Source organism: uncultured Legionella sp., assembly GCF_937871865.1.
Lineage (GTDB): Bacteria > Pseudomonadota > Gammaproteobacteria > Legionellales > Legionellaceae > Legionella.
In genome coordinates this window covers 1-13,970 of the sequence record NZ_CALMPD010000058.1, presented here as the reverse complement: position 1 = coordinate 13,970, position 13,970 = coordinate 1, and the positions used below count along the sequence as shown (strand labels likewise).

Here is a 13,970-nt window from a genome sequence, read left to right as displayed (position 1 = left end):
CAGGACATTAATCAGCTTAAAAGCCGTGAACGTGGCTATGGCCCTGATGAGACCATTACTTCTAATTGCCACATCCAAAATGCTTATCCACCCAACCGAGTTGAAACGGCAGAACATCTTTCCAAGCTGACAGGTCAAACGACGATTGTTAAAGAACACATCACCACCAGCGGTAAACGTTTTTCTACGTTCTTAAATCAAATATCAAAAACCATTCAGGAAATATCGAGACCTCTTTTAACCGTTGATGAGTGTCTTCGCATGCCAGGACCTAAAAAAGATTCTAATGGTTTCATTGTTGAAGCAGGCGACATGGTTGTTTATGCAGCGGGCTTTCCTGCAATTTATGGTAAACAGCCGCTTTATTTTAAAGATCCAGTCTTCATGGCTAGAGCCTCTGTAGAGGCACCTATTCACTCAGATATTTTACGTGTTCGTTTAAGTGAAGATGAGGTGATCCGGTTATGAAAAAACTGTCCATCCTCATCGCTATTGTTTTGATAAGTACTATTGCTGCAGGCTCATTATTCCATTCTATGGGCTTTAGGATAAATCTTACTGAATCTATTCCTGTAGGCTTATATCGCATCACCAGTGCAGAGCCCCTAAAAAATACTTATGTGATTTTTTGCCCAGACGATAGGCAAACTTTTAGATTAGGCAAGAGCAGAGGTTATATAGACCATGGTCTTTATTGTAATGGATATGGTTATTTAATGAAAAAAGTAGTAGCTGTATCTGGCGATATCCTCTCTGTGACAAATGAAGGGGTTTTTGTGAATCAAATGTTAATTCCTTATTCAAAACCAAAATTACAGGATGGGATGAACCGTGCTTTACCTCAATGGCAGGTAATGAATTATCAACTTCAAGAAGATGAAATCATGACGATGACCAGTCAAAGCGAGTGGTCATTCGATGGTCGATATTATGGTCTTGTTCACATAAGACAAATCAAGGGAATGATCACACCCATATGGGTAATTAATAAACGGGAGAAAACCACATGAGTCATGAAACCGAGTTAATGGATGTGATTTCAGAAAAGTTCGAGGATTTAGTAATCCCTGGCTTTCTTGTCGAGGTCAGTCCGATAGAAGCAGACATCATGGGTGCATTTTTTGAAGATGCACTCAATGAAGAAGACGCGATGGAGGCTATTTATGACTAAAATGCCTTACCATCAAGTCGTTGCCAATCAAATTATTGAAAGCCTGAAAGCAGGAACAGCTCCCTGGCTAAAACCATGGGAACCAGGCACAGGTAATGGTCAAGTTCCTTATAATCCAATAACAGGCAAACGTTATCGCGGGATTAATGCATTGTATTTAATGCTGAATCAAAGTGATGACAATCGCTGGTTAACCTACAAACAAGCACAAAGTATCGATGCTCAAGTACGTAAGGGAGAAAAAGGCACGACGATTCAGTACTGGAAATTTAATGAAGAACAAATCAAACAAGATGATGCGGGTTATCCTGTGCTTGATGAGCAAGATAATCCATTAAAAGTGCAGGTGAATCTTGAACGACCTAAGGTGTTCTATGCAACAGTATTTCATGCCTCACAAATTGACAATATGCCCGAACTCATTGCAAAAGAGCCGGACTGGTCCTTAAATGAAAGAGCAGAAAAACTACTGCTTAACTCTGGCGCCACCATTACTCATTCTGAAGCGGACAGAGCATTTTACAGATTATCGACTGATAGCATTCATCTTCCACCAAAAGAGCAATTTAAATCGGAAGCTTTCTATTATGCCACTGCCCTGCATGAGCTTGGACATTGGAGTGGTCATCCATCAAGACTAGATAGAGATTTAGGCCATCCCTTTGGTTCAGATGCCTATGCCAAAGAAGAATTGAGAGCAGAAATTGCAAGCATGCTTTTAGGTGCTGAGCTTGGTATAGGCCATGACCCTTCTCAACACACGGCATATATCAAATCGTGGATTCAAGTTCTGGAAGATGAGCCTTTAGAAATATTTAGAGCATCTGCAGATGCAGAGAAAATAGTGAATCACCTGTGTGCTTTAGAGCAAACCCAAGACATTCAATTAACAGAACTTATTGAAATCAAGGATGAGAAACTTAAAGAGGTAGCCGTTATGACTTCGGAAAACATCACTTCTGAAAAGGTCTGGTTAAGCATCCCCTTCAAACAAAAAGAGAGTGCTAAATCCACAATAGGAAAACTCCCTGATGGAACACCAGGTATTACCTGGGATAAAGTTCAAAAATGTTGGTATGCAAATCCAGGTGTTCCTGTTGAGAAAATCAAAGCCTGGCTTCCTGAAAATCAAATACTAACCCAGGATAAAGCGCTTAAACCAGAAGATGAATTTAAGGCGGCATTGATGAGCCTTGGTGCTATTGTTTCAGGTGGGCATCCAATTATGGATGGTAAACCTCATCGCATAGCTACAGAGGGTGATAAAAACGGTGAGAAGGCAGGATTTTATGTAGCCCATTTAGATGGTATTCCGGCTGGATATATTAAAAATAATCGAACTGGTACTGAGCTTAATTGGAAATGTAAGGGTTACATATTAACTGATGAACAGAAGGCAATACTCAAAACAGAGGCGCTTAAGCATCAACAGACTCGCCAACGTGAGCTTGAAGTGAAACAAAAAAATACTGCATTAAGACTGAAAGAAAAATTATCTACGATGGCAGAGATTGTGGAACCCACTCCTTATATGCAGGCCAAGGGTATTGAAGTTCATTCTGGCGCATATACGGATGAAGAAAGAAAACTAACCTGTATTCCAGCAACAGATTGCGAAGGAACACTTTGGACTGTTCAGTACATTACCGAAGATGGAACCAAACGCTTTGCAAAAGATTCAAGAAAGGAAGGCTGTTTTCATGTGTTGGGGGGCTTAGAAAAACTTTCAGGAACGCCTGTCATTGTTATTGCTGAAGGTTATGCTACAGCTGCAACTATAAAAGATGCAACCGGACTACCTGTTGTTGTCTCTGCCTTTGACTCCGGTAATCTCAAACCAGTTGCTAAAGCGCTACATGATAAATATCCCAATACTCCAATTATTGTGGCTGCAGATGATGACAAACACCTTGAGTTAACAAAGGGTATTAACCCTGGGAAAGAAAAAGGAACCGAGGCAGCAAATTCAGTTAATGGCTTCATCATTCTACCGACCTTTGCTCCGGGAGAGCAGTTATCAAACCCCCGACAATTTAGCGATTTTAATGATCTGGCTAACAACAGTAAGTTAGGGCTCGAGGGAGTGAAACGACAATTAAAATCAAAAATTTATAGATATGCTAAGTTAAATAGCCGTTTGCTATTATCGCAAAAGACCAATGTGGCTCATATTGCATAAATTCATTTCAAATGGCAACAGCTGATCAGTTCAGTTGTTGCCAAAACTACCCATATCCTCATAATGACGCATCTAGGTAAGTACTATTCTTAGTTATGAGCGACTAAAATACTCTCTAAAAGCAGCTTAATCCTTAAAGATGGTGTTTAACGTCAATGATGGCTTGTTAAGTCTGGTAATTTAATATCCTGATAAGTCATCAGAGTCATCATCCCAGTCTCTTGATGATAAAGCATATGACAATGCATCATCCAGTTGCCCGGATTATCGGAATCAAATTGAACCTTAACAGTTGATTTCGGCAACACCAAAACCGTGTCGTGCAACAGACCATCACTTATCTTTTTCCCATCAATCTCAGTCACTTCAAAGACATGACCATGCAAATGCATGGGATGAGCCATCATCGTTTTATTATTGAAGACAAGTTCAACCCGTTTGTTTTTCTGAACCGTTAATGGTTTTATTTCAGGCCATTTTTGATTGTTAATTGTCCACACATAGGACATCATATCGCCTTCTAAATTGACTGTAAGCGTTTGTCCAGGAGTTTTAGCTGACATTGGCTGTAAGGCCTTAAATTTAAATTCCTGATCATAGTTTAAAGCGCCAGCTTTATTTGACGTTTTTTCATTTAGTTTAGGGATATTCGCTTTAGGCGTTGTAAGTATTAAACCTGTTTGCATCGCAGTCCCTTCTCCTTGCGCAAGAATAGGATATGCGTTTTCACCTTGGGGAATGGTCACCAAAACATCAATCCGCTGTCCCACAGCCAGTTGAAATTGATTGGATTCTACTGGTTTAATCGCTTGCCCATCAATAGCAATCGCCTTTCCTTTTAAAATGCCTGTATTGATAAAAAAATTAGACATTGCAGAGCCTGCGATAAACCTTAACCGAACAGTATCTCCTTGATGAACGGGAACAATTTCTGGATTCTTTAACGTTTTATAGTTGGTTAGGAATGCATCATAATTGACATCATTTAAATCGGCTTCGGGTTGGCTCATAGGCATAGAAGACATGCCATTTCCATGATGCATGTGGGTCATTTGTCCCTTCTTTAACTCACTTAAAATCACTTCTGGTTTTTTATAGCTAAAATCGCCAATGAATAAAGTAACCTCTTTCTCACTTGCCTTATCTTTTGCATCGGAGATAATCAAAGGTGCTGATAAAAATTGTTGTACCTGCAAATCATGGTGCGAATGCATCCAATAAGTCCCAGATTGTTTGAGCAAGAAATGATAATGAAACTCACCGCCTGGGGGAATAGGTGCTTGCGTCACATAGGGCACTCCATCTTGGTCATTTGGTACAATGAGGCCGTGCCAATGTAACACTGTGGGCTTATCAGTCTGATTTTTTACAATGGCATCAAACATGTCGCCTTTAACCCCATGATATCCCCAAGTACCATCAGGCTGCTCGATTCGAAATAATTCAGTAGGTTTACCATCCACTTCGGTTTGATATTTTTTAATCAACAACACGGTGGGTTTAGTCACTGTATGTGAGGTCGGATTTTGAACTGCAAGGGCTTGCCCAACATACAGGGCATTTAATGCAAGTATTGCTTGAACGCAAAAAGATAATTTCATAAAAATACTCTTAATTAGATGATGAGATTTGATAAAGGGCACGTAATTGGCTTAATATTTTTTCCAATTTATCCCAATTGGCTTGAGTTCCCTCTTTATCGTTTGCATCCCCTGTTTTATCAAGACGAGTGGCCAATTGCCCTACATAACTTAAATTTGTTTGTAATATTTTTTTCTGCTCTTCAGATAAATCCTTGCTTAAAGCAGGCAGTGCATTGACTAAATCGCGAATAGCAAAAGCATGCTCATGAATGGAGGTGAGTTGATTGTCTTTTAATGCCTGATTAATCGACACCGCTTGCTCATCAATGGCTTTCCAAATGGCTGGGATAGTTGATGGAATGGTTACTTTGGACGCTTCGCTTGTATCGGCAAAGAGTTCTATAGGTATTGTCCAAATAAAAAAGCTCATTATCAAACTAAACCACTTTAACTTACGGTTGCATTGTTTTTGGTTCATGGTGTTTCTCCTTATTGGTTTCATCTAAAGATTGATGTCTTTCCCGCCATTGTTCAATGGCGTTATAGACCGTGGGAACAACAAACATATTGAGCACGGTTGAAGTCAATAGCCCTCCCAATAGTACTTGTGCCAAAGGACGCTCTAACTCTTTACCGGCGGGTGAACCCCAAAGGAGCGGGAAAAGACCAAGGGCTGCGGTAGCCGCTGTCATAAGTACCGGCACTAATCTATCGAGTGTCCCATCAATGACCACTTGCTCTCGAGTTTTTCCCTGCAACCGCAATTGATTGTAGTGGCTCACTAAAATAATCCCATTGCGTGCCGCAATCCCAAATAAGGTAATAAAACCAATCATGGCTGCCACACTCATCTCACCACTGGCGATAAAAAGTGATATCACCCCACCGATTAACGCCAAAGGTAAATTAAACATCACCAATAAAGCTTCTCTTAAGGTACCAAAGGCTTTATGCAGTAAGACCAGCATAATGAAAATAACTAAAGCACCAAAGGTAATAATCACTTTAGAAGCTTGTTGCTGGCTTTCAAATTGCCCGCCGTATTGGATAAAATAGCCTGCGGGTAGTTTTATTTTTTCCTGTACCTCTTGTTCTACATCAGCAATGACACTGCCTAAATCTCGTCCTTGTACGTTAAAGCCAATGACCAATAACCGCTGCACATTCTCCCGATTAATGGCAAAGGGTTGGGGCTCTACTTTAATATCAGCCACAGCCCGCAAAGGCACTTGACCAGAAGTTCCCTCGGCTTGGCCATGTGCGTCAATCAACATGTCTTGAATGGCTTTAATGCTATCTCGTCCAGGTTTATCCATACGAAGGTACAAATCAAAGGTACGCTGTCCTTCCAAAACATTCGAAACACTGACTCCATTTAAAAGTACTTGTACGTCTTCAGAAATTTGCCCTACATTGACCCCATAACGTGCCGCCTTTTCTCGGTCAATTTTAATGATGAGTTGCGGTACATTAATCTGCTGCTCTTTATTGACATCAACAACACCCGGAACAGATTTTAAAACAGTCTCTAAAGATTGACCTAATTCATTGAGCGTCGTTAAATTATCACCAAATAACTTCACCGCCACTTGGGCACGAACCCCTGAAAGCACTTCATCCATACGATGGGCAATGAACTGACCCACATTAAACATCGCACCTGGAATATTGGCTAAATCAGCACGAATTCGTCGTAATAGCTCATCAGGTGGCATCGATTTGTCTCTAGTAAAATCAAGTCGGACATCAAATTCGCTGACATTAGGGGGTAGCGCATCTTCATCCAACTCACTGCGACCTGCGCGTTGGGAAATCGAGATGACTTGTGGGTAGCGCATTAAGGATTTTTGCACCTGTTGTCCCAAACGCATCGACTCTTCTAATGAAGTTCCTGGCAATGTGCTCATAGCAATAATGAAATTTCCCTCATGAAACTCCGGTAAAAAGGACTTACCAAAAAAGGGAAGTAGGGTTAATGCAAACAAAAAAGCAGCCAGTGCCATCACAACCACAGCTTTAACATGCGATAAAGACCAGTGCAGTGCTGTTAGAAAATGCCTTTTAAGAAACAGGACAAACCGGGTTTCAGACTCTTTCTCATGCTCCGTTTTTTGCTCTACCCCATAATGACGCTCACGCTGAGATAAGCCATGTAGACTCACTTCAGAGTCTTCTGCTTTTTCTTTGCCACGAACCAATAAAAGGTAACAAAGCGCCGGAACCATGGTAATCGATACCACCAAAGAACCCAAGACAGAGGCAATATAGGCAATGGCCAAGGGGCTAAAAATACGCTCAGCAATCCCTGATAAAAAGAAAATAGGCAAAAAGACAAGGCTAATAATAATGGTGGCATAAACAACCGAACTTCGTATCTCAAGTACCGCATCAAACACCACTTCAATGGCAGGTAAAGGATGGAGTTCTTGACGGTTTACTCTTAAACGGTGCACCACATTCTCAACCGTGATGATGCCATCATCTACGACCTCGCCAATCGCAATGGCCATCCCACCAAGTGTCATTGAGTTAATCCCAATGCCAAAATAGTGAAGCACCAATAAACCAATGACAAAGGATACAGGCATGGACAGAAAGGTAATAAATGAGGCACGCCAATTCATTAAAAACACAAAAAGCACCGCAATGACAATGATTGCCCCTTCAAGAAGAGCGCGAGATAGATTATGAATCGCTGATTCAATAAAATTGGCTTGACGAAAGACTTCCGTTTCTAACGCCACCCCTGCGGGGAGAGTGAGTTTGATGTTTTTTAGCGCTTGCTCCACTTTAGCCGTGGTTGTCACCGTATCGGCACCATAGGCTTTGGAAATGGTGCCAATCACCGCGAGCTTTCCATTGTAAGCACCATCACCGCGCTTTATTTCACCACCAAAAGCAACGGTAGCTACATTATTAATCGTGATAGGAATTCCTTTTCGTACCACAATGGCGGTTTTTTTAATGTCTTCTAAGGACTGGATTCGCCCCATAGTTCCGACCACAAGCTCGCTACCGGCTTTGTGAATAAAAGAGCCAGGGACGTTTTGATTCGCAGTGGTTAACGCCTGGCGTACTTCTTCGATGGTAATCCCATAAGAAAGCATGCGCTCAGGAATTAAACGCACTTGGTATTGCTTGACCTCCCCACCAAGTGACACGACGGCCGCAACCCCACCTAATGCTAGAATTCGGGGTCTGATGGTCCAATCTGAAATGGTGCGTAATGTTTCAGGACTTACCGTATCACTGATTAAGGCATATTTGACAAGCCAACCCACTGCAGAGGTTACCGGTAACATCACTGGAGGATTAACCCCGGGTGGGAGTCGATTACTGACTTGTTGAATACGTTCATTTACCAGTTGTCGATTACGGTAAATATCCGTTCGGTCATCAAAAACCACGGTAATGGTGGATAAACCTACCGATGTTTTAGAGCGAACACTGGCTACACCTGGTGTGCCATTAATCGCACTTTCCAATGGATAAGTAATTAGCGTTTCCACATCTTGGGTGGCCATGCCCGGCGCTTCGGTTTGCACCACCACCTGTGGAGGGGCAAATTCCGGGAATACATCTACTGGCATTTGTTTTAAGGTGTAACCACCTAAAAGACACAGCACGAGCGTTAAAGCTAAAATCAAAAGGCGATTATGAAGCGACCAGGCAATTAAGCGTGTAAACATTAGTGAGGCTCCTTATCACCAGATTTTTTAGTGCCGCCACCACTTAGAGATAATGTGTACAATTCTCGATTACCCTGCGTGACCACCTCATCGCCAGGAACTAAACCTTCTTTAATTTCAGTATACTTATCATCACGAGCCCCAAGGCTAACCACCGTCCTATCATACTGGGTGCCATTCTTCACAAACACAAAGGTGGCATTATCAATTTCCAGTATGGCGTTATTAGGTACCGTAAGTGCTGCCTGAGTAAATCGTAATACCACGTTGGCACGTACAAACATGCCGGGTTTTAATAATCCCTCTTTATTATCAAGACTAATTTGGACGTTCACGGTGCGCGTTAAGGGATCTAAATTTGGTTCAACAAGCGTTATTTTTCCAGGAAAAATACGCTTGGAATAACTTAAAACATGCACATTCACATCCAACCCTACTTTAATCTTGCCCAAATCCTCTTCATACACTTGAACAATAGCGAGCACTTGCTCACGATTACTGATGTGAAATAAAACGGTGTTGGGTTCTACCGCTTGCCCCAAATTCACATTGCGTGCATCAATAACACCTGAAATAGGCGCTTTTACCGCGACACTAGGTGGAGGATCACCAACTAGGCGAGATTGTACCGTGGCCAATGTTTGGCCTTTGGTGACACTGTCCCCAAGATTGCTCACAATATCAGTCACGGCACCACTAATACGCACACTGACATCGGCCTGTGCATTGGGCAGTAATTGGATTTGACCATTTAATGCTAACAAGTCAGCCATGGGGCGCGGCGTGGCTTCGGAGACCTGAATATCCAGCATTTTGGTTTGTTCAGGAGTTAATGTAACCGACTGGGCTGGGCCTGACGTGCTGACTTCAATTTCGTCTCCATGCGCCATTAGCAATGACGAATGAAAGAAAATACCCAGTAAAACAATAAACCACACTCTTTGGCGGATGGAGTTAAATGTATGAATCATTTGGTCACGTCCTTTGTTAAGGATAAATACGAGCAGAATCCGTTTGTATGGGGTGCTCCAATAGCCGTACATAAGGCAACATAAGATTGAAAATATTGGCCAATGGTCGTTAAGTAGGCCATTTGTACATCATTTTGTTGCCTTTGCACCTGCAAGACATTCAAAAAAGAAACTTGTCCATTTTGATAGGCTTCACGAGCAAGTTTCACGTTTTCAAGCCCTAAACGAAGGGAGGTGCCTTGCGTTTGCGCGACACTAGTTTTAAGAGCATTAAGCTGGCCATAATTGCTCGTAACCTCTGTTTCAATCGTGAGATTTAAAGCATCTACTGAGATCATGGCTTGAGTTCCAGTTGCGGAGGCCTCCATAATTCGCCCTTGATTGCGATTGAGTAAAGGCAGAGGAATGGATAAGGAAACCCCTAATGTGCGATCAGCTGGTTGCGGTAACCCGCCTTCCACAACGATTTTATCTTGTTGCACTCCAGCACCAAGAGTCCAATCAGCAAAGCGCTCAGCTTGGGCTAAACGTCTATCGGCCATGGCGCGTTGTCCAGCAAGTAGCAAAGCCCTCCTGTCAGGACGATTACTGAGGGCGTGATTGATTAAGTTTCCTAATGGAGGAATGCCTTTTGCTATCCTAATCGTTTTTTTAACGTTCAGTGGCGAATTGGGTGTTTGACCAATGAGTTGATTTAAAAGGGCATATTGGCTAATTAGCTGACTTTTTAACAGTTGTTTTTCTTGAGTAATACGTGCGTATTCAATGCGAGCCGAATTATCATCCAATTTAGAAATTTCAGCGGCATGGTAGCGATTATGAATAACACGCACCAACTCTTGATTTATCTTTTGTAAATAATTTAATTGTTGCATGCGGTTCTCTGCGATGACCACCGCATAATATGCATTAGCAACTTTGGCACTTAACTGCCGAGTCGCCTCAAAAACCTCAGCCTGGGCGCGAAGAATATCAATGCGTGCCACTGTTTTTTGCTTGGCAATACGACCTGATATGGGAAAGGCCTGGTTAAAGCTGATACTTCGCGAATATTCACCCTCGTTATTAAATAATCGGTCGTCGTTGTTATTTAAATTAATATTGGGATTTGACCATAATCCTGCTTGTACCAAGCGTGCCTCGGCAATAGAGATGGCAAAACGCGCTGCTTTTAAATCCTTGTTCTGTTGAATTGCCAGTTGTGTCAGCTCTTTGAGATTCAACGGGGATTTTGCATGTGCTAATACAGGCATTAACAGTGTCAGCCCTATCACAAAATACTTAAAACCCCTTTTCTGATTCATCATGTACATTCTGTCCCTAATATTAATTAAATTAATTTAATTATTTTTCCTATCATGTCAGCTTCTTGCGCAAACGCAAAGCATTGGCAATCACCGACACAGAACTTAATGCCATGGCAGCACCAGCTATCATAGGATTTAGTAATAAGCCTGTAAATGGGAAAAGAACACCTGCCGCGATGGGCACGCCCAGCGCATTGTAAATAAAAGCAAAAAAAAGATTTTGATGGATGTTCTTTACTGTATGCACCGATAATTCATAAGCCTCTACCAGTTTATTTAAATCACCTGCTAATAAGGTAATGCCGGCACTTTCAATTGCTACATCACTTCCGGTTCCCATCGCAATACCAATATTGGCTTTTGCCAAGGCAATGGCATCATTCACCCCATCACCAACCATGGCAACCACATGCCCTTCCTGTTGCAATTGAGCAATCATATTGCTTTTTTCATCGGGCAAGACTTCGGCAATAACCCTTTGAATACCTACTTGTCGAGCTACTGCTTTGGCATTAATGGCATTATCACCGGTGAGCATAATGACTTGTATACCTTTTTTGATAAGCGTGGCGACAGCATCGTGGCTTGACTCTTTAATGCGGTCAGCGACCACAAAAACACCTGCGAACTGCTTATTAACTGTCAAATAAATCAAAGTAGCCCCTTCTTCTTGGGCCTTCAACGCCGCATCAGGAATTTGCTCGGCAGGAACCAAAAGCCACTGTGCATTACCAATGGCAACGCTTTTTCCATCGATTTTTGCTTGAGCGCCTTTTCCTCTAACTGCAATAAAATCCGTAGCTTCTCTTAAAGTAATTTGACGTGTTTGCGCTTCATCACGTAGTGCTTTGGCTAGTGGGTGCTCACTGTGACGCTCAAGAGATGCCGCGAGACTCAAAAGCTCCTGTTCTTGCCAACTAGCAATTGGAATAACTTGGGTTAACGCCGGATGACCTTGGGTCAATGTTCCTGTTTTATCGACAACCAGGGTGTTGATTGTTCTTAATTGCTCCAAAGAAGCAGCGTTTTTAATTAAAATACCGCGTCGTGCGCCTTCTCCTATCCCAACCATAATGGACATGGGGGTTGCAAGACCCAAAGCACAAGGGCATGCAATGATTAATACGGAGATGGCAGCGATTAAGCCATAACTTAAGGAAGGCGAGGGGCCTACTAAAAACCAAACAAGAAACGCAATCAATGCGATTGCTAAAACAATAGGCACAAACCAAGCAGAAACAGCATCTGCCAAGCGTTGAATAGGGGCCTGGCTGCGTTGGGCCTCACTGACTTGGGAGATAATGCGGGCAAGTAACGTGTCTTTGCCTATGTGTGCTGCTTTGATAACAAGGCTTCCTTGTTGATTCAGTGTCCCACCAATCACCGTATTGCCAACTTCTTTGGCGACAGGCATAGGTTCACCTGTGAGCATGGATTCATCCACATCACTTTGACCTTGAATTACTTCTCCATCAACCGGGATTTTTTCACCAGGGCGTACCAGCAATCTATTACCTACCGTTACTTCATCAAGAGAGATGTCCTCCTCATTTTCGCCGTCATTTAATCGATGAGCAATTGTTGGACTTAAATGAAGCAATGCACGAATGGCATCTCCGGTGCGCTCACGCGCTTTTAATTCCAACACTTGGCCTAAAAGCACCAAAGTCGTAATCACTGCTGCAGCTTCAAAATAGACTGGCATCATGCCATCGCCTTGCATATGCAGGGGAAGTAGTTGTGGAAAAAGAACGACTGCCAAGCTATACCCCCAGGCAACACCAGTGCCCAAAGCAATCAGGGTAAACATATTCAGATGATGGGTGCGAAGAGACTGCCATCCTCTTAAAAAGAAAGGCCAACCACAGCCCCAAACCACCAGCGTTGCAAGTATAGCTTGAGTCCATAACGATAGAGACATTGGAATTAATGGGCTTAACCAACGCTCACCCATGCTCAAGAAAATGACTGGAATACTTGCTATAGATGCAATGATAAAACGCCAGAACATATTGTGATACTCGGGATTTCTTTGTTCTGTTATGCTCACCTGCTCTGGCTCCAGCGCCATACCACATAGTGGGCAAGTTCCTGGTTTGTCTTGGCGGATTTGTGGATGCATAGGGCAGGTGTAAATTACATGATCTGATGTTATCTCAAATTGGGACATAGGTGCATGATGATGCTGATGAGCACAACAACTATGCCCTTCTTTGTGGTGTTTAGCATCCTGGTTTTGTGTATTCATCATCCACCTCAGTCGTATTTTTTTAGTAATGCCATAATCTCATCCATTTTTTCCTGACGCGACTCAGAAGTTCCATGGCAGGCGACCTCATTAAGGCAGTTTAAAACATGGCGCTCAAGCACACCCAATTCAATAGTTTTTACTGCATTACGAACAGCGCGTAACTGAGAAAGGATATCCACGCAGTAGCGTTGTTCTTCAATCATCCGCTTAATGCCTTCGAGTTGTCCGGTTACTCTATTAAGTCGAGACAACTCTTCATGATGCTTAGGGTGTTTTGACATATAATTCTCCAATATACCCCTATAGGTATATACCCTTGGTGGGTATATTGTCAAGAAAAATGCACCATTTTTAGTCTGAGGAATAATTATTGACTTCAAACTTTCAATAGGAAATTGGTTTAATTTGGTTCTTGTAATGCTTTCTATTTGTCTTTAATCGAGAAACTTCCCGTCGCACATGGTTATCAAATTTGAATCCTTGCCGCTCCAGGTGATCATGTGCATTATCCGGCAATAACACTTGACCTCTTCCGGTGAGCTGAACCAGATCGCATTTGGACAGGTTTCGCAAGCTGTTGTGATCTTTGGCTGGCGAGCCTTGTCTAATGCTGAAAGAGTTGGGCTTTGTGCTACCCCTTCTCTTTCCAGTGGCTGTTCCAGCAGCCTCATGGCCTCCTGAAGTTCTTCCTCGATGGCTTTGTCGGTTTGCTCTTGATTGATCATGGGATTTCTCCTGTTCAAAATTTAGTTTTTGACGTTGATTTTCCAAATCCAAATCAGCAAAAGTGATTGGCATTTGATATTGAATAACAATCTG

11 protein-coding genes and 1 pseudogene are annotated in these 13,970 nt (G+C 42.4%); 4 read left to right on the top strand and 8 right to left on the bottom strand.

Going from position 1 to position 13,970, the window contains the following annotated elements:
- From Q0495_RS03510 to Q0495_RS03495, 4 genes are all read left to right on the top strand, one after another.
- Positions 1-468 (top strand): type IV secretory system conjugative DNA transfer family protein (locus tag Q0495_RS03510; protein ID WP_298623161.1); only part of this gene is annotated, 468 nt, incomplete at its 5' end.
- A complete protein-coding gene (gene traF / locus Q0495_RS03505; RefSeq protein WP_298623159.1) occupies positions 465-1,010 on the top strand; it encodes a conjugative transfer signal peptidase TraF in 546 nt (181 codons plus the stop codon). The genes Q0495_RS03510 and traF, both read left to right, overlap by 4 nt.
- Positions 1,007-1,171 carry a hypothetical protein gene (locus tag Q0495_RS03500; RefSeq protein ID WP_019349995.1) on the top strand — a complete coding sequence of 55 codons (165 nt, stop codon included), beginning with the start codon at positions 1,007-1,009 and terminating at the stop codon, positions 1,169-1,171. Before traF ends, Q0495_RS03500 begins: the two co-directional genes overlap by 4 nt.
- Positions 1,164-3,350 (top strand): zincin-like metallopeptidase domain-containing protein, encoded by a 2,187-nt coding sequence (locus tag Q0495_RS03495; RefSeq protein ID WP_298623152.1) that lies wholly within the window; start codon positions 1,164-1,166, stop codon positions 3,348-3,350. The genes Q0495_RS03500 and Q0495_RS03495 overlap by 8 nt, the downstream gene beginning before the upstream one ends.
- A gap of 152 nt (positions 3,351-3,502) precedes the next feature.
- On the opposite strand, the gene Q0495_RS03490 is transcribed toward Q0495_RS03495, so the two are convergent.
- The 8 genes and pseudogenes from Q0495_RS03490 to Q0495_RS03455 form a co-directional block, all read right to left on the bottom strand.
- Positions 3,503-4,951, bottom strand: coding sequence for a multicopper oxidase family protein (locus tag Q0495_RS03490; protein WP_112220348.1), 1,449 nt, complete (start codon positions 4,949-4,951; stop codon positions 3,503-3,505).
- 10 nt (positions 4,952-4,961) lie between these two features.
- The gene (locus Q0495_RS03485) at positions 4,962-5,363 is read right to left on the bottom strand and encodes a hypothetical protein (protein WP_051078197.1); all 402 of its coding nucleotides are present in this window, start codon (positions 5,361-5,363) and stop codon (positions 4,962-4,964) included.
- A 22-nt stretch (positions 5,364-5,385) separates the two neighbouring features.
- Positions 5,386-8,622 carry an efflux RND transporter permease subunit gene (locus tag Q0495_RS03480; protein ID WP_298623149.1) on the bottom strand — a complete coding sequence of 1,079 codons (3,237 nt, stop codon included), beginning with the start codon at positions 8,620-8,622 and terminating at the stop codon, positions 5,386-5,388.
- Positions 8,622-9,512, bottom strand: a complete 891-nt coding sequence (locus Q0495_RS03475) for an efflux RND transporter periplasmic adaptor subunit (RefSeq protein WP_298623164.1) — start codon at positions 9,510-9,512, stop codon at positions 8,622-8,624. Before Q0495_RS03475 ends, Q0495_RS03480 begins: the two co-directional genes overlap by 1 nt.
- Before the next feature lie 77 nt (positions 9,513-9,589).
- On the bottom strand, positions 9,590-10,900 hold the full coding sequence (locus Q0495_RS03470) for a TolC family protein (RefSeq protein ID WP_112220347.1): 1,311 nt from the start codon (positions 10,898-10,900) through the stop codon (positions 9,590-9,592).
- 49 nt (positions 10,901-10,949) lie between these two features.
- Positions 10,950-13,151: a copper-translocating P-type ATPase gene (locus Q0495_RS03465; protein ID WP_237762315.1), complete on the bottom strand. Its 2,202-nt coding sequence runs from the start codon at positions 13,149-13,151 to the stop codon at positions 10,950-10,952.
- A gap of 5 nt (positions 13,152-13,156) precedes the next feature.
- Complete coding sequence (locus Q0495_RS03460; protein ID WP_018576423.1) at positions 13,157-13,432, bottom strand: metal-sensitive transcriptional regulator; 276 nt, start codon at positions 13,430-13,432, stop codon at positions 13,157-13,159.
- A 103-nt stretch (positions 13,433-13,535) separates the two neighbouring features.
- Positions 13,536-13,970: pseudogene (locus Q0495_RS03455) on the bottom strand (conjugal transfer protein TraI); the annotation flags it as partial.

Coding starts and splice junctions, on each gene's coding strand:
- traF (WP_298623159.1), top strand. CDS start 465: ATGAAAAAACTGTCCATCCTCATCGCTATTGTTTTGATAAGTACTATT.
- Q0495_RS03500 (WP_019349995.1), top strand. CDS start 1,007: ATGAGTCATGAAACCGAGTTAATGGATGTGATTTCAGAAAAGTTCGAG.
- Q0495_RS03495 (WP_298623152.1), top strand. CDS start 1,164: ATGACTAAAATGCCTTACCATCAAGTCGTTGCCAATCAAATTATTGAA.
- Q0495_RS03490 (WP_112220348.1), bottom strand. CDS start 4,951: ATGAAATTATCTTTTTGCGTTCAAGCAATACTTGCATTAAATGCCCTG.
- Q0495_RS03485 (WP_051078197.1), bottom strand. CDS start 5,363: ATGAGCTTTTTTATTTGGACAATACCTATAGAACTCTTTGCCGATACA.
- Q0495_RS03480 (WP_298623149.1), bottom strand. CDS start 8,622: ATGTTTACACGCTTAATTGCCTGGTCGCTTCATAATCGCCTTTTGATT.
- Q0495_RS03475 (WP_298623164.1), bottom strand. CDS start 9,512: ATGGCGCATGGAGACGAAATTGAAGTCAGCACGTCAGGCCCAGCCCAG.
- Q0495_RS03470 (WP_112220347.1), bottom strand. CDS start 10,900: ATGATGAATCAGAAAAGGGGTTTTAAGTATTTTGTGATAGGGCTGACA.
- Q0495_RS03465 (WP_237762315.1), bottom strand. CDS start 13,151: ATGATGAATACACAAAACCAGGATGCTAAACACCACAAAGAAGGGCAT.
- Q0495_RS03460 (WP_018576423.1), bottom strand. CDS start 13,432: ATGTCAAAACACCCTAAGCATCATGAAGAGTTGTCTCGACTTAATAGA.